The 17319-nt window shown below is 64.5% G+C and carries 17 protein-coding genes, 2 pseudogenes and 1 riboswitch; of the genes and pseudogenes, 10 read left to right on the top strand and 9 right to left on the bottom strand.

The annotated features are described in order from the left end of the window. Window positions 1-60 precede the first annotated feature (60 nt). Window positions 61-138: riboswitch (SAM riboswitch) on the top strand. 95 nt (window positions 139-233) lie between these two features. Both NMG46_RS05165 and metW read left to right on the top strand, forming a co-directional pair. Then, window positions 234-1403: a homoserine O-acetyltransferase gene (locus tag NMG46_RS05165; protein ID WP_254816640.1), complete on the top strand. Its 1170-nt coding sequence runs from the start codon at window positions 234-236 to the stop codon at window positions 1401-1403. 58 nt (window positions 1404-1461) lie between these two features. After that, entirely contained in the window at window positions 1462-2076 is a 615-nt protein-coding gene (gene metW, locus NMG46_RS05160) for a methionine biosynthesis protein MetW (protein WP_254817066.1), read from the top strand. Between the two features lie 25 nt (window positions 2077-2101). Here the strand turns inward: metW and NMG46_RS05155 are convergent. Next, window positions 2102-2420, bottom strand: a pseudogene (locus tag NMG46_RS05155) (DUF1330 domain-containing protein). Window positions 2421-2690: 270 nt separating this feature from the next. On the opposite strand from NMG46_RS05155, the pseudogene NMG46_RS05150 reads away from it, so the two are divergent. The 3 genes and pseudogenes from NMG46_RS05150 to NMG46_RS05140 all read left to right on the top strand — a co-directional run. Next, window positions 2691-3083, top strand: a pseudogene (locus NMG46_RS05150) (SDR family NAD(P)-dependent oxidoreductase); the annotation flags it as partial. 68 nt (window positions 3084-3151) lie between these two features. Next, a complete protein-coding gene (locus NMG46_RS05145) occupies window positions 3152-3436 on the top strand; it encodes a hypothetical protein (protein ID WP_254817086.1) in 285 nt (94 codons plus the stop codon). 42 nt (window positions 3437-3478) lie between these two features. Further along, window positions 3479-4504 carry an RNA polymerase subunit sigma-70 gene (locus tag NMG46_RS05140; RefSeq protein ID WP_254816639.1) on the top strand — a complete coding sequence of 342 codons (1026 nt, stop codon included), beginning with the start codon at window positions 3479-3481 and terminating at the stop codon, window positions 4502-4504. Window positions 4505-4522: 18 nt separating this feature from the next. Here the strand turns inward: NMG46_RS05140 and NMG46_RS05135 are convergent, their stop codons facing one another. From NMG46_RS05135 to NMG46_RS05125, 3 genes are all read right to left on the bottom strand, one after another. Further along, window positions 4523-5329, bottom strand: a complete 807-nt coding sequence (locus NMG46_RS05135) for a DUF1194 domain-containing protein (RefSeq protein WP_254816638.1) — start codon at window positions 5327-5329, stop codon at window positions 4523-4525. Between the two features lie 77 nt (window positions 5330-5406). Beyond that, window positions 5407-7239 (bottom strand): ABC transporter ATP-binding protein/permease, encoded by a 1833-nt coding sequence (locus NMG46_RS05130; protein WP_254816637.1) that lies wholly within the window; start codon window positions 7237-7239, stop codon window positions 5407-5409. Window positions 7240-7374: 135 nt separating this feature from the next. After that, complete coding sequence (locus tag NMG46_RS05125) at window positions 7375-8157, bottom strand: class I SAM-dependent methyltransferase (RefSeq protein WP_254816636.1); 783 nt, start codon at window positions 8155-8157, stop codon at window positions 7375-7377. A gap of 98 nt (window positions 8158-8255) precedes the next feature. On the opposite strand from NMG46_RS05125, the gene gloB reads away from it, so the two are divergent. Further along, entirely contained in the window at window positions 8256-9023 is a 768-nt protein-coding gene (gene gloB / locus NMG46_RS05120; RefSeq protein WP_254816635.1) for a hydroxyacylglutathione hydrolase, read from the top strand. Window positions 9024-9044: 21 nt separating this feature from the next. After that, window positions 9045-9473: a cupin domain-containing protein gene (locus NMG46_RS05115; RefSeq protein ID WP_254816634.1), complete on the top strand. Its 429-nt coding sequence runs from the start codon at window positions 9045-9047 to the stop codon at window positions 9471-9473. 4 nt (window positions 9474-9477) lie between these two features. On the opposite strand, the gene NMG46_RS05110 is transcribed toward NMG46_RS05115, so the two are convergent. Genes NMG46_RS05110 through NMG46_RS05100 form a run of 3 tightly spaced genes read right to left on the bottom strand, consistent with a single transcriptional unit; the run spans window position 9478 to window position 11865 of the window. Continuing rightward, entirely contained in the window at window positions 9478-10146 is a 669-nt protein-coding gene (locus NMG46_RS05110; RefSeq protein WP_254816633.1) for a lysoplasmalogenase family protein, read from the bottom strand. Beyond that, window positions 10146-11033 (bottom strand): DMT family transporter, encoded by an 888-nt coding sequence (locus tag NMG46_RS05105; protein WP_254816632.1) that lies wholly within the window; start codon window positions 11031-11033, stop codon window positions 10146-10148. The genes NMG46_RS05110 and NMG46_RS05105 overlap by 1 nt, the downstream gene beginning before the upstream one ends. A gap of 40 nt (window positions 11034-11073) precedes the next feature. Beyond that, entirely contained in the window at window positions 11074-11865 is a 792-nt protein-coding gene (locus NMG46_RS05100; protein WP_254816631.1) for a DUF3108 domain-containing protein, read from the bottom strand. A gap of 600 nt (window positions 11866-12465) precedes the next feature. Here NMG46_RS05100 and rpmB point away from each other — a divergent pair. The 3 genes from rpmB to NMG46_RS05085 all read left to right on the top strand — a co-directional run bounded on the left by rpmB (window position 12466) and on the right by NMG46_RS05085 (window position 14283). Further along, on the top strand, window positions 12466-12762 hold the full coding sequence (gene rpmB, locus NMG46_RS05095; protein WP_006328411.1) for a 50S ribosomal protein L28: 297 nt from the start codon (window positions 12466-12468) through the stop codon (window positions 12760-12762). Between the two features lie 82 nt (window positions 12763-12844). Next, window positions 12845-13525, top strand: a complete 681-nt coding sequence (locus tag NMG46_RS05090) for a queuosine precursor transporter (protein ID WP_254816630.1) — start codon at window positions 12845-12847, stop codon at window positions 13523-13525. 86 nt (window positions 13526-13611) lie between these two features. Further along, window positions 13612-14283: a spermidine synthase gene (locus NMG46_RS05085; protein WP_254816629.1), complete on the top strand. Its 672-nt coding sequence runs from the start codon at window positions 13612-13614 to the stop codon at window positions 14281-14283. 107 nt (window positions 14284-14390) lie between these two features. On the opposite strand, the gene NMG46_RS05080 is transcribed toward NMG46_RS05085, so the two are convergent. Together NMG46_RS05080 and cobT are read right to left on the bottom strand one after the other, a co-directional pair. Continuing rightward, on the bottom strand, window positions 14391-15416 hold the full coding sequence (locus NMG46_RS05080) for an esterase-like activity of phytase family protein (protein ID WP_254816628.1): 1026 nt from the start codon (window positions 15414-15416) through the stop codon (window positions 14391-14393). Next, window positions 15413-17311 carry a cobaltochelatase subunit CobT gene (gene cobT, locus NMG46_RS05075; RefSeq protein ID WP_254816627.1) on the bottom strand — a complete coding sequence of 633 codons (1899 nt, stop codon included), beginning with the start codon at window positions 17309-17311 and terminating at the stop codon, window positions 15413-15415. The genes NMG46_RS05080 and cobT overlap by 4 nt, the downstream gene beginning before the upstream one ends. Between the last annotated feature and the right edge of the window lie 8 nt (window positions 17312-17319).

The raw sequence follows: 17319 nt of genomic DNA, 5'->3' as shown, positions 1-17319 counted from the left end.
GGCAAATCGGGATCAAGAACTTGCCGTTGACGAAGCCATGCGTCGGTCCTAGAAGAGCAGCGAAAGTTCCGTGGTGATTTGGCCGGTCGGCTTGCAGCCACGTTAAACAACTTGCTAAAGGGCCGTTTGCATCTTGTAACCGGCTTTGCGAAGGCATGGCCGGTTTTTTGTTGCCCTGGCTGGTTGTTGCCCAGACCGGCGGTGGACAACTGAAGGCCGGGCAAGGAGATGTGATGGTCGCTTTGCGCGCGCGAAAAACCAACAACGAGGCCGACCAGCCGTCGAGCCCGGTGTTGCGTTTCGGCGCCGACAAGCCGCTCAAGCTCGACGCCGGCACGCTGCTGTCGCCGTTCCAGATCGCCTACCAGACCTATGGCACGCTCAACGACGAGCGCTCCAACGCCATCCTCGTCTGCCATGCGCTGACCGGCGACCAGCATGTCGCCAACACCAATCCCGTGACCGGCAAGCCGGGCTGGTGGGAAGTGCTGATCGGCCCCGGCAAGATCATCGACACCGATCGTTTCTTCGTCATCTCGTCCAACGTCATCGGCGGCTGTCTCGGCTCCACCGGCCCCGCCTCGACCAATCCCGCCACCGCCAAGCCCTACGGGCTCGACCTGCCGATCATCACCATCCGCGACATGGTGCGCGCGCAGCTGATGCTGGTAGAGCATTTCGGTATCGAACAGCTGTTCAGCGTGCTGGGCGGCTCGATGGGCGGCATGCAGGTGCTGCAATGGGCCTCGAGCTATCCCGAGCGCGTCTTCTCGGCGCTGCCGATCGCCACCGGCGCCCGCCATTCTTCGCAGAACATCGCTTTCCACGAGGTCGGCAGGCAGGCAGTGATGGCCGACCCGGACTGGCATGGCGGCAAATACTTCGAGCACGGCAAGCGGCCGGAAAAGGGGCTGGCGGTGGCGCGCATGGCCGCTCACATCACCTATCTGTCGGAAGCAGCGCTGCACCGCAAGTTCGGCCGCAACCTGCAGGATCGCGAAGCCCTGACCTTCGGCTTCGATGCCGACTTCCAGATCGAGAGCTATCTGCGCCATCAGGGCATGACCTTCGTCGATCGCTTCGATGCCAACTCCTATCTCTACATGACCCGGGCGATGGACTATTTCGATCTCGCCGCCGACCATGGCGGCCGGTTGGCCGATGCCTTCGCCGGCACCAAGACGCGCTTCTGCCTGGTTTCGTTCACCAGCGATTGGCTGTTCCCGACCGAGGAAAGCCGCTCGGTCGTGCACGCGCTGAACGCGGCCGGCGCCTCGGTCTCGTTCGTCGAGATCGAGACCGACCGCGGCCACGACGCCTTCCTGCTCGACGAACCGGAACTGTTCGCCGCCATCAAAGGCTTCATCGCCTCGGCGGCGCGGGCGAGAGGGCTCGGCGCATGACCCCGAAAAGTTCCGGATTGTTCGGATCAGGACCATGCGCCAGGCAAGTGACGAGCCCATGAGCGTCAACCGCGCCCAGCGCGTCGACCTCGAGGTCGTCGCCGATCTCATCCCGCCCCAATCGCGGGTGCTGGACGTCGGTTCCGGCGACGGCCTGCTGCTCGAATTGCTGCAGGCGACCAAGAAGGTCGACGGTCGCGGGCTGGAACTGTCGCAGCGCGGCGTCAACGAATGCGTGGCGCGCGGCCTGTCGGTCATCCAGGGCGATGCCGACAAGGATCTCCAATTCTATCCCGATAAGGGCTTCGACTTCGTCGTCTTGTCGCAGACCTTGCAGGCGACCCGCAATCCGAAATTGGTGCTCGACGAACTGCTCAGGATCGGCAACCGCGCCATCGTCTCATTCCCAAATTTCGGCCACTGGCGGGTGCGCTTTTCGCTACTGTTCAACGGCCGCATGCCGGTGACCAAGGACCTGCCCTATTCCTGGTATGACACCCCCAACATCCATTTCTGCACCATTCGCGATTTCGTCAATCTGTGCGACGAGCTTGGCGCGACGGTGGAAAAGGCGACCGCGCTCGACGCCAATGGCCAGCGGATCGGCTTCTCGATGCCGTGGTGGTTCTGGAATTTTTTCGGCCAGCAGGCGGTGTTTCTGCTGAAACGATAAGAGCCAATCGTCGCAGATCGTCCCCTTATTCGAGAACGTCGGTGGCCTTATGCGGGTGCTGGACGCCATCGACCAGGACCACGTCGGACTGAGAATTCTCGGTGCGCAGCGGCAAGATCTCCTGATAGGCGGGCGAGCGGTACCATGCGCGCCTGCTGCATGTCTGGAAATTCGATCATGACGAGGTGGCCCGGCCAGGTGTTTTCAACGACTTCCACCTCGCTGCCATGCACGATGAAGCGCCCGCCAAACGGCTCTAGCGTGGCATCGATCTTGTGCAGGTACTCGACGATCTGCGGCCCCGGCGTGACCTGGTGCATATGCGCGACGGCGTAGGCGGTCATGGCTGTCTCCCTGGTGGTCGAAGCCAGACAACCGGCTTGATGGGAGCAGTTTGCCGAGACCTTGCACGCTGGTCGATTAACCCCGAGGTAATGACACTGAATACAAAACCGACGCGCCTCTGCCGTTGCTGCTCCGAACAGGGCGCTGCGCGAGCCCTGCTGTCACCTGAAAATATTTCCGCCTGGCACCGATGATTTCCGCACGCCTGCGCTGTCCTTATCGATGAGCGCGCCTGGATGGTCCGGCGGCCGGGAACAGAGAGGTGATCCATGGGATCGTTGCAAGGTCAGAATGTTGTAGTCGTCGGCGGCAGCCGCGGGGTCGGCCGCTCCATCGCGGAGGCCGCCCTCAAGGAGAGAGCGACGGTGCTGGCCGTCGCCCGCGGAAAACAGGCCCTGGCGCAATTTGCCTGGGAGGTCTCGGGCGTGACGACGCTCGCGGTCGATGCGACGGTGGACTCCGCCCCCGATAAGGTCTTCGCCGCGCTGGAGCCGGACGTGCTGGTAATCTGCGCAGGCGCGCTGGCCCCTTCCGCGCCGCTGCACGAACAGAACTGGAAGGCGTTCTCGGCAAATTGGGACACGGACGTCAAGGCATCGTTCCTGTTTTGCCGGGCCGCTCTGCGGCGTCCGCTCAAGCCGGGAACCCGTATCGTTCTGATCTCCAGTGGCGCCGCCTTAACCGGCGGACCACCCAATACCGGCGGCTATGCCGGCGCAAAACGCTGCAGATGTTCCTGGCCGGTCATAGCCAGAAGGAAGCCGACCGGCTCGGGCTCGGCCTTCGCTTCATGGCGCTCGCGCCGATGCGCATCATGCCGGAAACCGGCGTGGGCAAGGCCGGCGTCGACAGCGTCGCTGCCTATATGGGCATCCAGCCGGCGGACTTCATCGCCGCCATGACCGACATGCAAACCCCGGCCGACGTCGGACGGGCGGTGGTCGCGCTCGCCACCGGCCAGCCGCAAGGCAGTTCCTTCATGGTCAGCGGTAGCGGGCTTGCACCGGCCGCCTGAGGCGCGCGTAATGCAAAGCTCACTCGTAACCGCACAGCCCGCATGACAGACGCTCAACCACCCCTGGAACCAGCACGCCAGCCGATCCTCGATCGGCTGGCCTTCGAGAAGGTCACGGCCGCCCATCGCCGCGAGCTCAAGCTGCATTGCTATCGCATGATGGGTTCGCTGCACGAGGCCGACGACCTCGTCCAGGACACGTTGCTTCGCGCCTGGCGTGCCAGGTCGGAGTTCGACGGGCGAGGTTCGGTTCGTGGTTGGCTCTACATGATCGCGACCAACGCTTGCCTCAACGCCATCAAGGCGAGGTCGAGGGCGCATCGCATTCTCCGGGAACCCGGACGGCCGCCCTCGCACGGGGCGGCCATAGGCGGGCCCGTGGCCGACATCGCCTGGCTGGAGCCCTACCCCGACGCCGAGCTTCCAGACATTGCCGGCAGCGAGCCAGGTCCGGAAGCCCGTTACGAGAGCCGCGAGGCCGTCCAGCTCGCCTTCGTCGCAGCGATCCAGGATCTGCCACCCAGGCAGCGCGCCGCGCTGCTGCTTGCCGACGTCCTGGGATGGTCGGCCGTCGAGACGGCGCGTTTGCTGGGCGGATCGACGGCTTCGATCAACAGCGCGTTGCAGCGCGCCCGCGCAACGCTGGCGGCGCGCTATCCCCAGGGACGGCCGACCAGCCGATCACGGCCCAGCCCCGAAGAAGGCCTGCTGCTCGAACGCTACATGCAGGCCTGGCAGGCCGCCAATCTCGACAGCTTGATCGAGCTGCTGCGTGAGGACGCCATCTATACAATGCCGCCTTGGCGCGAATGGTATCAAGGCCGCGAAGCGATCCGCGGTTTCCTCGAGACCGTCTGGCCGAGGTTTGGCGGCTTCCGCACGCTGGCCACTCGTGCCAATGCCCAGCCGGCGGTCGGGGTTTATTCCCGCAGCCACGATGGCCCTGAATGGCGGGCCCATTCCCTGCATGTGTTCGACGCCGCCGAGGGCGGGATCGCTTCCTTGACGATCTTCATAGGGCCGCTCGGGCCATCTCTGTTCCCGGCCTTCGGCCTGCCACCAGCCTAACCTACCCCTGGGCCAGCCTTATCGATCAAGTTCCGGGAAGTACGGGTCCGAGAAAAACCGCCGGTCGCGCTCGCCTTGCAGGCAGTCGATCGGTGCGTCGATGCGGATCGTCCTCGGATCCACCTTGGGATACTCGATGCCGCTGACCTCGAGAATCAGTTTGCGGCGAGTGGCGGTGGCGAATTCGGAAGCAGCATAGATCGGTAGCACGAACGAGCCAGGCCCGCCGGTGACGCATTCGGCATAATACCGGTCGAGATGGCTGAAGGTGGGTGACGGGCTGATCAGGATCGGCAGCCCGTTGATGACGATGCCCTTCGCCAGCGCCGCATCGCGTGCCGTCGTGACCGGCAAGCCGGTGTTGTTTGGGCCGTCGCCCGAGACGTCGATGACGCGGCGTTTGCCGGCGAAGGCCGTGCCGTTGAAAAGCTCAGCGCCGAAGGCCACTGCACCGGAAATCGAGGTGCCGCGAAAGCTCCTGAACGGGCGGGCCGCGATCTTGTCGGCGAAAGCGTTGGCGCTCTCCTTGCTGTCGACGACCTGCCAGGCAATGACCGCGTCGTCGCGGATGGTGCCGGCCCATTCGAAATAGGCGATGGCGATGCGGCCGGAGGTGCCGGCACGCACGGCGTTGATGAAGTCGGGATGGCGCAGCGCCGCGACATAGCCGGCGCGCTGCAGGGCAAACTCCCTTTCATCCATCGACTGCGAGATGTCGACGGCCAGCACCAGCTCGACATCGACGGCAAGTGCATTGGCCGGCGCGGCCGCAGGTGCTGCGGGGGCGCAGGCAAGGCAGGCGAGCAGGGCGAGAGCGTCAAGCATGGCCGATCGGAACGTTCCCATCTGAAACGATCGCGACAGTTTTTCGCCGCGATCGCGGCGAAATAAAGCTTGCCCTTCTATTTCTTGCGGCCGGCCGAGGCGATGGCCGGAGGCGGTTCGATGGCACCTGCCCTGATACGGACCGGCTTGAGGGGCGGTTGGCCGGCATCCTTGACGATGGTCAACGCCCGCCGGAAGAAGCGGGCATTGTGCTGGCCGCGGCCGATATTGAGGATCGCGGCGTCGGGAAGGCGCTTCTCCAGCATCGACAGCACTTGCCTCAGCGTCGGGCCGTCGAACGCATCCAGCGCCTCGTCGATGATCACCCATTTCGGCCGTCGCAAGGCCAGCCTGGCAAAGGCCAGCAGACGCTGCTCGTCGTCGCTGAGCTCACGCTCCCAGCGCGCCGAGCGATCGAGCGAGGACGACAGGCGCTGCAGCCCGACATCGGCCAGCACCTCCGAGATCTCGGCATCGCTCGCCTCCGCCGCGCCGTCTGCATGGTTGAGCACCTCGCGCAGCTTGCCGAGCGGGAAATAGGGGGTACGCGGAACAAAGATCGGCGCTTCTCCGGCCGGCATGCCGATCCGTCCGCTGCCCCATGGCCACAGACCGGCAATGGCGCGGAAGAACAGCGTCTTGCCGGCGCCCGGATCTCCGGTGATCATGACCCGGTCGCCGGCGCGGATTTCGACATGCGGCTCGGCAAGCTTGGTGCATCCCTCCGGCGAGGCGACCTCGAGTTTCTCGAAGGTCAGGCTGCCGTCCGGGTTTTCGCCGAACGAAATGCGCCTTTCCGTATGGTGCAGCGCGTCGGTGTCGCCAAGCGCGATGCGGAAGTCGGCGACCCGCATCAGCGTGGCGCGCCAATCGGCGATGCCGCCGATATTGTTGATGAACCAACGCAGCGAAGAATGGACCTGATTGAAGGCACCGACTGCCATCATCAGACCGCCAAAGCTGATATCGCCGGCGAAATAGACCGGTGAGGCGACCAGGATCGGCGCGACGACAGTGATCCAGCCATAGGTGTCGGTGACCCAGGAAAGATTGATCTGGGCACGGTAGATGTGCCGCATGGCGCCCAGCACCATGCCGAGATCGAATTCGAGGCGGCGCCTGGCATCGGCCTCGCCATGCGCCAGCGCGATGGCATCGACATTCTCGTTGACGCGAACCACCGAGGAACGCAGCTCCGCTTCACGCGTATAGCGATCATTGTTGAAGCGGATCAGCGGCCGCCCGACCAACCAGCTCAACCAGGAGGCGGTGCCCGCATAAAGGATTGCCGCCCAGACCATGTAACCGGGTATGGCCAGCGAATGGCCGCCTATGTGGAAGACGAAGCCGGAAGATAGCGACCACAAGACGCCGACGAATGAGGCAAGCAGGATGCAGGACTGCAGCAGGCCGATGCCGAGGCCGGTGGAAAGATCCGAGAGATGCGCGACATCCTGCTGCAGGCGCTGGTCGGGATTGACGCCGATGGCGCCGGCATGGGCCAGCCGGAAGGCGCGCGCCGGCCGCATCCACTCGCCGATCAGATCGAGCGTCAGCGCCTCGCGCAGCTTCAGGCGGATCATCTGGTCGAGCCAGGTCTGGCCCACGTTAAACAGAAGCAGCCCGCCGGCTATTGCCGCAAAGACCAGAAGCTGATGCAGGAAGGCCTGCATGTCGCGCCGCGCCAGCGCGTCGAAGAACGGCTGGTTCCAGCGGTTGAGCAGAATCTGCCCGACGGAGGTTGCGACAATGACGGCGACGATGCCGATCGCGGCCCAAAACAATTGCTTTCGCACTGGCGAGGTGGTCAGCGCTATCTTGATTGTTGCCAGCTGCTCACGCAGGCTGCTGGCTTCGATCGACGCGGCAAGCTTCTGGGCGCTGCCCTCGACATCCGGATGATCAGCCATGAGTGAATCCTTGCATTCGGAAGCGGTGCTGAAGCCCGGTCATAGAAATCGCCGGTCATAGAACCGATTGCGTATGCCTTCAATCGGGCAGCGAACCCGTCCGCGACAGATAGGTGAGAAAAAGCCTGCGTCGGATCACGAACGCGTCATCTTGGCGGCGCCGGACGTTTGGCCCGCGACAGCCCGGCCAAGCGTCGGCGCGCCATGCGGCGAGAGAACCGGCACGAAGACGCGGCGGGACGCGCGCTGGGCAACCGGCACGCCTTGATAAAGCCGCTTCTGCGCCTCGACGACGATAACGCCCGAAAAGATCGGCCAGAAGCGCCGGCCGGCGCGTTCCAGCACATTGTGGAACTGCATCATGAAACGTCGCGGCGACGGCGGGAAGAACAGCGCATCGGACCATGCCGCCGGCGTGAAATTCGCTTCGCGCAGCAATTCAGTGAGTTGACCGCGCGAGAACGGCCGGCCATTGCCGAAAGGCGTATGCTCGAAGCGCGCCCAGACGCCGCGCCGGTTGGGCACAACGATGACGACACGGCCGGCCGGCGACAGCACCCGCCAGATCTCGTTCAGCGTCTCGCGCGGGTTCTCGACATGTTCGAGCGAATGGACGAGCAGCATGCGGTCGATGCAGGAATCGACCAGCGGCAGTTCCTCGTCGAAGACCAGCGCGGTCGCCGTCGGCCCCGTCGCCGGCCAGACCACCGCGCCCTGTGTTGCCGGCATGAAGGCAAACACACGCTCGGCATCGCTGCCGAAGCGTTCCAGCCACGGCAAGGTATAGCCGAGACCGACCAGCCGCTCGTTGGGCACTACGGCCCATATCGAGGACAGCGCCATAGTGATCGAGCGTTCGGCCAGGCGGCCGAGCGTGGTCGAATAAAAAGAACGGAGATCGACAATGTCTGAATGCATGCGCGGAACGGTAGCTTCGAAGCAGTCCAAGTTCAACAAAGGCAGATGACATCGGCTGGCAGGCGCCCTATGTCTGCGGCAATAAAGGGAGAGATGCGATGCCGGTCGAGATCGAACAATTCATGTGCCGCAGCGACAATTTCGGCGTGCTGGTGCACGACCCGAAAAGCGGCCAGACGGCGCTCATCGATGCGCCCGAGGAGGCGCCCATCCTGGCGGCGATCAAGCGCACCGGCTGGACCCCGACGATGATCCTGACCACCCACCACCATCTCGACCACGTCGAGGCCAATCTGGCGCTGAAGGAGCGTTTCAAGCTGCGCATTGTCGGTCCGGAAGCCGAAAAGGCAAAGATTCCCGGCATCGACGAAACCGTCGAACAGGGCTCGGTCGTCCACCTCGGCGACGAGCGGATCGAGGTCATCGCCACACCCGGCCATACCGCGGGCCATGTCACCTACCATCTGCCGGCGTCGAAAGTGGCATTCGCCGCCGACACGCTGTTTGCGCTCGGCTGCGGGCGGCTGCTCGAATGCAAGCCGCCGGTGATGTACGAATCCCTGAAGAAGCTCGCTGCGCTGCCGGCCGACACGGTCGTCTATTGCGGCCATGAATATACGCTGGCCAACGCCCGTTTCGCGCTGACCGTCGACCCGACCAATTCGGCGCTGAAAGAGCGCGCCGCCAAGGTCGAGGCGTTGCGCGCCGACGGCAAGCCGACGCTGCCGACGACGATCGGCGAGGAACTGTCGACCAATCCGTTCCTGCGCTGGCACGATCCGGCGATCCGCAGACATCTCGGCCTGGAGAAGGCCTCCGACGCCGAAGTGTTCGCCGAGATCCGCAAGCGCAAGGACAATTTCTGAGCGGCGCCAGGAGCTAGGGTCATGACCAGTTCCGCCGAAATCATCGCTCTGCTCGGCCTGAAGCCGCATCCGGAAGGCGGCTGGTATGCCGAGACCTTTCGCGACGGCGCGGCAGGCACGCGCGGCCATTCGACGGCGATCTATTTCCTCCTCGAGAAGGACCAATTGTCGGCCTGGCACCGGGTCAAGGACGCGGCCGAGGTCTGGCATTTCTATGACGGTGCGCCGCTGGCGCTGTCGATACATCGAGAAGGCGGTCCCGTCATCGAGGAGATCCTCGGTACCGGGCTCGCTGCAGGCGAGCGGCCGCAGATCGTCGTGCCGGCGGGCTGGTGGCAGTCGGCACGCAGCCTCGGCAAATGGACCCTGGTCGGCTGCACCGTGGCGCCGGGTTTCGATTTCGCCGCCTTCGAACTTGCCGAACCAGGCTGGCTGCCGGGGACGCCCTAGGCACCTAGCCCAGCAGGAAACCCAGCGTGATCGCCAGCTGGCCGACGTAATACAGCGCCCATACCGCATAGCGCATCCAGACGCGGTGCGGCGAGATGGCGGGCAGCAGGAACCTTTCCGAAGCGAGCAGCCCGTCGGACAGCATGAGCAGGACGATGCCGCCAATGACCCCGACGCTGTTCAGGGTAAGCGCCCCAATGCCCATGGCAAGCAGTGCCCCGGCATGCACGCCGATCGGCAAACGCAAGGCGGGGCCGACGCGGCGCCGGAGCGCGAAAACCATCGCCAGCACCGACACGGCCATCGCCAGCACGATCGCTGCTCGCCACGGCTCGGCCAAAAGCAGCCCGAGGCCGCCGCCGGCACGCAGGAACAGCACGACGTAAAGCACATGCGCCGCAAGAAAACTGGCGGTGCCACCGAGAAATGCCTTCTCGCCGTCACGCGACAGGAGGGCGTCGCCGACGGCACTGACGCCGAGTGCCGCGACGAGCAGCCATGGACCGCCCTGCTGCACGACCAGCACCGCCAGCATCGCCACCGCCAACGTCCTTGCCGCCGACCGCGAAAGGCGCGGCGGCATGTCGAGGCTGAACGCGTAAATCACTGCCGCCGCCAGCGAAAATACCAGCGTCGCATTGGCATTGGCATCGATGCCGCCGGGAAACGGCATCAAGCGTTTGCCTCGCTCGTAGCCCTCTTGCGCAGGAACAGCGATTTCGCCGCGAGTGCCGCGCCGCCGGTGATCAGCACGCAGGCGGCGAGGATGCGCCATGACGGCTGGGCGAAGCCGGCGGCGATCAGCACCAGGGTGGACAGCAGCGGCGCGGCATAGCTCGCCGCCCCCAGCACCTGGATGTTGCCGCGCTTGACGCCGATGTCCCAGGCATAGAACGCCGCCCCCACCGGCATCAGACCGAGGCCGAGCACGGCCAGCCACTGGCCGGCGCCGGCGGGCAGCACCGTCTGTTCAAGCAATAGGTGGCAGACCAGCGAAAGGACCGCGGTGGCGGCGCAGAACCAGGTAACGATGCTGGTCGGCACCGACGGGAAGCGCCGCGACAACAGCGAATAGGACGACCACAGCACCGCGCAGACGCCGGCCATGGCGTAGCCGAAGGCATAACGCGCGTCGAAGGCTAGCCCGCCGCCTTTGGTGACGATCAGGACCGTGCCGGCAAGGCCGAGCAGCGCGCCGGCGACGTGGTTCCAGGCCAGCCGCTCGCCCGGCATCAGCGCCGACCCCAGCACGATCAGCAGCGGCCACAGATAGGCGATCAGGCTGGCCTCGACGGCCGGCGCATTGCGCAGCGCGGTGAAGTAGAAGAAGTGGTAGCCGAACAGGCCGGCAATGCCGATCACCCAGACCTGGCGCGGTATCTTCGCGGCGCCATCGGCTGCCGGCATCAACAGCCGGGCAACCAGCCCGACGCAAGTGCCGATCGTGAAGGTGATTGCTGAAAGCAGGAACGGCGGCACGGCGCCCGAAGCATCCGTAAGCAGCGCCAGCAGCGCCCACATGGCGACCGCGGAGAAGCCGATCAGTGTTGCGCGTGCCATATCCGTCGCCCCGTGCCCCGTTGGCGGCGCACCATCACGCCTATTCGTTTGCTTCGAACCGCTCCGCGCTGATCGTCAACGGACCGATTTGCGTGCTGACCGTGGCGCGGATCGGCGCATATACGCCGCTTTGGCCGACTGGTGCAAACGTCACCATGATGCGGCTGCGTTTCTTCAGGTAATTCAGCGCCTTGCGGTTCTTGCGGTAACCGGCCACCGGCTCGAAGCCCAGCCTGCAAGTGACCGTATCGCCCTTGTAGCCGGCCACCGAGATCGACCCTTTGGACTCGTAGGTCAGTTTGAGATCGGCACGCATTTCGCCGTCATAGAGCTTCACCGTGCGCCCGCAGACCTGGTCGAGGCTGTCGGCATGGATGACGGTCGCGGCCATCGGATCGAGGACCGATACGAGATCGCTGCCGGCCAGCGGTATCCAGTTGTTGGGATTGCGCTTCTTCGGCTCAGGCACGACCTTGGTCGAGGTGACGACGCCGTTGGCAAACCGGATGTCGATCATCGATGCCTTCTTGCCGGACGTGTAGTCGGCGTGGAACGCTTGCGGCTGCAACCGCTTGCCCGAAATCTTGCCCTTCGACGAGATCGTACCTCGCGTATCGTCGAACAAAGTGGCGAGGCCGGCAGCGGAGACGCTGCCCTCGATCGAATAGGTGTCGCCCTCGTAGTGGCTGGAGAATTTCGCTTTGGCCACGGAAAGGCCGAGGAACGATACCGAATACTCGCCCGTGAAGGATTGCGGCTCAGCGGCCGAAACCGTCGTCGACAGCGCGACGGCCGTCAGCACGACCAGGGCATGGAGGAAAGAACGAGGCATGGCGGGTCCTTGGTTGTCGACCGGACGGGCGGCTCCGGTCTGGCATGTCCTTGTGCGACCGCTTATAGGCTGAATTCCGGCCTTAATGTGAAAGGCGGCGTCGGCAGGGAACGCTGGGGAGGGTCCAGGGCCAGAAAAAAACCCGCCTCGGCGGGCGGGTCGTCGGTGCGAATCAGCACCATACCTAAATTAGTAGCATAGCTGCCGGCACAAAGCAAGAACAAAATGCGGCCATCGACGAATTTGCGGATCTGCCTCGGCCCGGATGAGGGAAAGGGTTGCGGCTTCACTCCGGCTTGGGCTCCTCGCCCCACGAAAGTGGGGAGAGCGCGACCATCATGCGGTGGGCGAGGAACCCAGGTCTTGAGACAACTGCGGGACAGCAACATCTCCTCCAGAAGAGGGCGATCAGCAGCTTCACTGACGACACCTACTCCGAAAGTGCGATTCCCCATGCCCGAAGCAACCCCCAAGCTTGACGCCTCGGCGAAATGCAACTATGGAACGCCAACTTTTTCCATGAGGCCGCCTGACCGAAACCGCGCGCCACCCGGCGCGGGTCGAATGTTTGGCCAGGACCGAGAACCGAAGGTTAGTATCATGTCCCGCACTTGCGAACTCACTGCCAAGGCAGTCATGTCCGGCAACAATGTGAGCCACGCCAACAACAAGACCAAGCGTCGCTTCCTGCCCAATCTCGTCAATGTAACGCTGATCTCGGAAGCGCTGAACCAGAATGTGCGTCTGCGCATTTCGGCCAACGCGCTGCGTTCGGTCGAGCATCGCGGCGGTCTCGATGCCTTCCTGGCCAAGGCCGATGCCAAGGAATTGTCGCAGCGCGCCCGCCTGTTGAAGAAGCAGATCGCCAAGAAGCTCGCCGAACAGCCGGCCGCCTGAGTTTTTCGGCGGCAGCCGCCTTCCAGGGCGTGACCCGGGTCCCGGATCGCGTTCCGCTGGTTCCATTACCCAGGATAAAAAAATGATCTTCCTCTCGCGGTACCTGCCTTTCGTGGCGGCCATGGCGCTCGTCGTCGTGGCCTCGAACATCCTTGTGCAGTTCCCGATGCAGGGTGCAATCGGCGGGTTGTCGTTGGCCGACATCCTGACCTGGGGCGCCTTCACCTATCCGTTCTCATTCCTGGTCACCGATCTCGCCAATCGCCGCTATGGGCCGGCGGTGGCGCGCAGGATAGTCTTTATCGGCTTCATGACAGCGGTGATCTGCTCGATCGTCATCCCGCCGCTGCTGTTTCGCCACGGCCTGATCGAATTCGAGACCGCCGCCGACCGGCTGGTGCGCATTGCCGCGGCCTCGGGCGCCGCCTTCCTCACTGCGCAGTTGCTCGACGTCACCGTGTTCAACCGGTTGCGCCGGCAGAGTTGGTGGCGCGCGCCGATTGTCGGCACGCTGGTCGGCTCTGTCTTCGACACGGTGGTGTTTTTCACCGTCGCCTTTGCGGCGGCTTTCGCCTTCGCCGGACCGAACGACGGCTTTGCGTTGGAAACCGCGCCGCTGATGGGCGTGTTGCCCGTCGAGACGATGCGCTGGGTATCCTGGGCGCTCGGCGATCTCAGCGTCAAACTGGTCATAGCGGTGGTGGCGCTGATCCCCTACCGGCTGCTTGCCGCCCGCTGGAGCCAGCCGGCACTGGCGGCCTAGACCATGACCCCGAACCGAAGGTCCGCGTTAGCGGAAAGTGGGAACCGGTCTTCGGACAAGATCATGGTCGAACAAAGGGGCAGTCTTTGATCCCCTGGCTCCAACTGGATTCGGCAAAAACGCCTGACGGCGGACAGGAACTTCGCCTGAAACGGCGCGGCGGCGAATTCTCAATCATGCTTGGTGCGAACGAGCTGATGAACAGCCGGCTCAGCGGTTCCGAAGAGGCGCTTGCGAAACTGTCCTGTCAAAGGATTGCCGGCCGTCGGAACCCAAGCATCCTGATCGGCGGCCTCGGCATGGGCTTTACCTTGCGTGCGGCGCTGGCCGAGCTTGGCGACGACGCCCAGGTCACCGTTGCCGAACTGGTGCCGGCAGTCGTGATTTGGGCTCGGGGCCCGATGGCCGAGCTGTTCGGCGGCTGCCTTGACGACCCGCGCGTCAGCATTCGTGAGGCCGATGTCGGTCAGCTCATCCGATCGCAAGCTTCGGCCTGGGACGCGATCCTGCTCGACGTCGACAACGGCCCCGAGGGCATCGTCTACAAGGGCAACGACGCGCTCTACAGCGGCGGCGGCCTGAACAGCGCGAGAGCAGCTCTCAAGCCCGGCGGTGTGCTGGCGGTCTGGTCGCAAGGCCCTGACGCAGGCTTCACCCGGCGGCTCAAGCAGGCGAGCTTCACGGTCGAGGAGATCAAGACCCGCGCCAACGGAAAGCGTGGCGCACGCCACGTCATCTGGCTCGCCAGCAAAGCCTAGCGGAAGCAATTTTGGGCGGATTGCTGTTTGGGCTCTGCCCGGCACACCGACTACTGCGGTTTCTGAAGCTCGGCGACGAGCCGCCTGCAGCAGCCCGCGGTCGCGCGTCAATCCTCGTGCAGGATGAATTCCAGATAAAGATTGCGCTGCAGGATCGAGTGATTGTCGTCGGACATCATGGACACGATCAGCGCGCCATCGTCGCGGGTCCAGACGTCGAGCGCTTCCATATTGTCGATCTGGTAACCCATGTCGGCTTCGAGCAGCACCGGCCCGTCGGCGACAGCGCCCTTCTCGACGCTTTCGCCATAGATGCGCCGCAGCCGCATCTTGACCCCGCCGGCCATCGAAAAACTGCGCTCCAGAAGCAACAGGTCGCCATCCGGCAGGAAGGCGCCGTCGGTGATGTCGAAATCGCCATTGCGCTTGACGGTGAAGACGCCCTTGTGCGGCCCTTCGATGATCGCGGCAAAGATGTTGCCGGCCTTGTCGAGGCTCTTTTCCGACACCACGACCAGCCCGCCCGCGTGCTGTCCGTAAGGATGGGCGCGGGTGACGGTCTCGAAGCCGCGATTGCGCCGAAGTTCCCAGGCCGGGATCAGGAAGTCCAATTGCCTGAACGGCGCCTTCATGTCATCCGGATCGATCTTGAACTCTGCGATACGGTGATCGCGCTCGAAACCGACCGTGGCAATGCCGTCCTGGACCGCAAGGCCTTCGGCATCGACCGCCCATTTCTCGTCGATCGGCTGGCCGGCCGCATCGACCATCTGCTGCATGCGAAAATTCTGAATGCCGGAAGGCCGCTTGTCGGCATCGTGGACGAGGGTGCCGAAGAACCAGAAGCCGGTGTCGGCGACGCCGATGAAATCGCTGCCGGGCTTGAGGAACCGAAGCGCCGACAGCGCGCCGAAATCGCGCGTCGACGAGGTCATTTCGAGCCCACCGACGAATTCAAGCGGCCCGAACTGTTTATCCGGCCGGCCGATGTGGAATTCGCTGATCGGCCGTGCCGTGATTTCGGCCGGCTCGACCGAGGCGGGGCCGGCAGCGACAGCCGGCGCCAAACCGATACCTAACAACGCAATGGCGGCCAAAAGCTTCTGCCAAAAGCCGCCGCGGGAAAAAATCATCCGGCGCGCCGTATGCCGCCGCGCCGCGTGTCGCGCACGGTTTCCTCGGCGAACAGCGAGGCCAGCTGCTCGGTCATGGCGCCGGCCAGTTCTTCGGCATCGACGATGGTTACAGCGCGGCGATAGTAGCGGGTGACGTCGTGGCCGATGCCGATGGCCAAAAGCTCGACCGGCGAGCGCGTCTCGATGAGCTCGATGATGGCGCGCAGATGCCGCTCGAGATAATTACCCGGATTGACCGACAGCGTCGAATCGTCGACCGGCGCGCCGTCCGAGATCATCATCAGGATCTTGCGCTGCTCCGGCCGCGCGATCAGCCGGTTATGCGCCCACAGCAGCGCCTCGCCGTCGATGTTTTCCTTGAGCAGGCCCTCGCGCATCATCAGCCCGAGATTGCGGCGCGCCCGCCGCCACGGATGATCGGCGGATTTGTAGATGATGTGGCGCAGATCGTTGAGACGGCCGGGGTTCGGCGGCTTGCCTTCCTTCAGCCATTTCTCGCGCGCCTGTCCGCCCTTCCAGGCGCGGGTGGTGAAGCCGAGGATTTCGACCGAGACGCCGCAGCGTTCCAGCGTGCGCGCCAGAATGTCGGCGCAGGTCGCGGCGACCGTGATCGGCCGGCCGCGCATCGAACCCGAATTATCGAGCACCAGCGACACCACGGTGTCGCGGAATTTTGTATCACGCTCCTGCTTGAAGGACAGAGGCTGCATCGGGTCGATGACGACGCGCACCAGCCGTGCCGGATCGAGATAGCCTTCTTCGAGGTCGAAATCCCAGGAGCGGTTCTGCTGCGCCATCAGCCGGCGCTGCAGCCGGTTGGCCAGCCGCCCGACCACGCCCGAAAGGTTGGCGAGCTGCTTGTCGAGGAAGGCGCGCAGCCGGTCGAGCTCCTCCTCCTCACACAGTTCCTCCGCACCTACGGTCTCGTCGAAGGCGGTGGTGAAGACCTTGTAGTCGATCTCTTTCGGCAGATTGGTGAAGGGATTGTCGTTGCGGCGCGCCTCGCCGGGCGTCTCTGCATCGGCGTCGTCGTCGTCGGAGAGATCCTCGGCGGTGGCGTCGGAGGCCTCCGTCTCGGCCGATTGCTCGTCGTCGGACGATGCCTCGGCATCCTCGGACTGCGACTGCTCGGAGCCGGAATCGTCTTCGCCGCCCTCCTCGCTCTGCTCCTCGCCTTGCGGCTGGTTTTCGTCGTTGTCCTCGGAGTCTTCCGTCTCCTGGTCGTCGCCGAGTTCCTCCGCCATTTCCATGGAGGCGAGCATCTCGCGCACGACGCGGGCGAACGCCTGCTGGTCGTCGAGCTTTGCCGACAGCCCGTCGAGATCGGCACTGGCTTTTTCCTCGACCCAAGGGCGCCAGAGATCGACCAGCCGTTCGCCGCTCTTCGGCACAGTGCGGCCGGTCAGCTTTTCGCGCACCATCAGCGCCAGCGCTTCCTCGATCGGCGCGTCGGCCTTGTCCTTGACGTCGGCGAGGTTGGCCCTGGCGTATTTGTCCTCGAGCATCGAGCCGATATTGTCGGCAACGCCCTGCATGGCGCGGCTGCCGATCGCCTCGACCCGGGCCTGCTCGACCGCGTCGTAGATGGCGCGGGCCTGTTTGCCTTCCGGCGCCAGCCTGGTGTGGATGCGCGTATCATGGCAGGCGCGCTTCAGCGCCATGGAATCGCCGAGCCCGCGGGTAATGGCGATGTCCGCCTTCGATGCCTTCTTCGGCAGTTCCGGCAGCCGGGCCCGGCTGCCGGCCAGCGCCGGCCGGTCCTTGGCGAAACCGACCTCGAGATCCTTGTCGCCGGCGATGGCGCGCATGCAGACGGTAACCGCGCGCTTGAAGCTGTCGGCCTCAGCGCCGGTCTTGGATTTGTTTCGCGTGTTGTCGCCCGGACCCGCCATCGAGACTC

This window comes from Mesorhizobium sp. LMG 17147 (assembly GCF_024297145.1).
Classification (GTDB): domain Bacteria; phylum Pseudomonadota; class Alphaproteobacteria; order Rhizobiales; family Rhizobiaceae; genus Mesorhizobium.
The sequence above is the reverse complement of the archived record's forward strand: the minus strand, read 5'-3'. Positions and strand labels throughout refer to the sequence as shown.

Coding starts and splice junctions, on each gene's coding strand:
- NMG46_RS05165 (WP_254816640.1), top strand. CDS start 234: ATGGTCGCTTTGCGCGCGCGAAAAACCAACAACGAGGCCGACCAGCCG.
- metW (WP_254817066.1), top strand. CDS start 1,462: ATGAGCGTCAACCGCGCCCAGCGCGTCGACCTCGAGGTCGTCGCCGAT.
- NMG46_RS05145 (WP_254817086.1), top strand. CDS start 3,152: ATGTTCCTGGCCGGTCATAGCCAGAAGGAAGCCGACCGGCTCGGGCTC.
- NMG46_RS05140 (WP_254816639.1), top strand. CDS start 3,479: ATGACAGACGCTCAACCACCCCTGGAACCAGCACGCCAGCCGATCCTC.
- NMG46_RS05135 (WP_254816638.1), bottom strand. CDS start 5,329: ATGCTTGACGCTCTCGCCCTGCTCGCCTGCCTTGCCTGCGCCCCCGCA.
- NMG46_RS05130 (WP_254816637.1), bottom strand. CDS start 7,239: ATGGCTGATCATCCGGATGTCGAGGGCAGCGCCCAGAAGCTTGCCGCG.
- NMG46_RS05125 (WP_254816636.1), bottom strand. CDS start 8,157: ATGCATTCAGACATTGTCGATCTCCGTTCTTTTTATTCGACCACGCTC.
- gloB (WP_254816635.1), top strand. CDS start 8,256: ATGCCGGTCGAGATCGAACAATTCATGTGCCGCAGCGACAATTTCGGC.
- NMG46_RS05115 (WP_254816634.1), top strand. CDS start 9,045: ATGACCAGTTCCGCCGAAATCATCGCTCTGCTCGGCCTGAAGCCGCAT.
- NMG46_RS05110 (WP_254816633.1), bottom strand. CDS start 10,146: ATGCCGTTTCCCGGCGGCATCGATGCCAATGCCAATGCGACGCTGGTA.
- NMG46_RS05105 (WP_254816632.1), bottom strand. CDS start 11,033: ATGGCACGCGCAACACTGATCGGCTTCTCCGCGGTCGCCATGTGGGCG.
- NMG46_RS05100 (WP_254816631.1), bottom strand. CDS start 11,865: ATGCCTCGTTCTTTCCTCCATGCCCTGGTCGTGCTGACGGCCGTCGCG.
- rpmB (WP_006328411.1), top strand. CDS start 12,466: ATGTCCCGCACTTGCGAACTCACTGCCAAGGCAGTCATGTCCGGCAAC.
- NMG46_RS05090 (WP_254816630.1), top strand. CDS start 12,845: ATGATCTTCCTCTCGCGGTACCTGCCTTTCGTGGCGGCCATGGCGCTC.
- NMG46_RS05080 (WP_254816628.1), bottom strand. CDS start 15,416: ATGATTTTTTCCCGCGGCGGCTTTTGGCAGAAGCTTTTGGCCGCCATT.
- cobT (WP_254816627.1), bottom strand. CDS start 17,311: ATGGCGGGTCCGGGCGACAACACGCGAAACAAATCCAAGACCGGCGCT.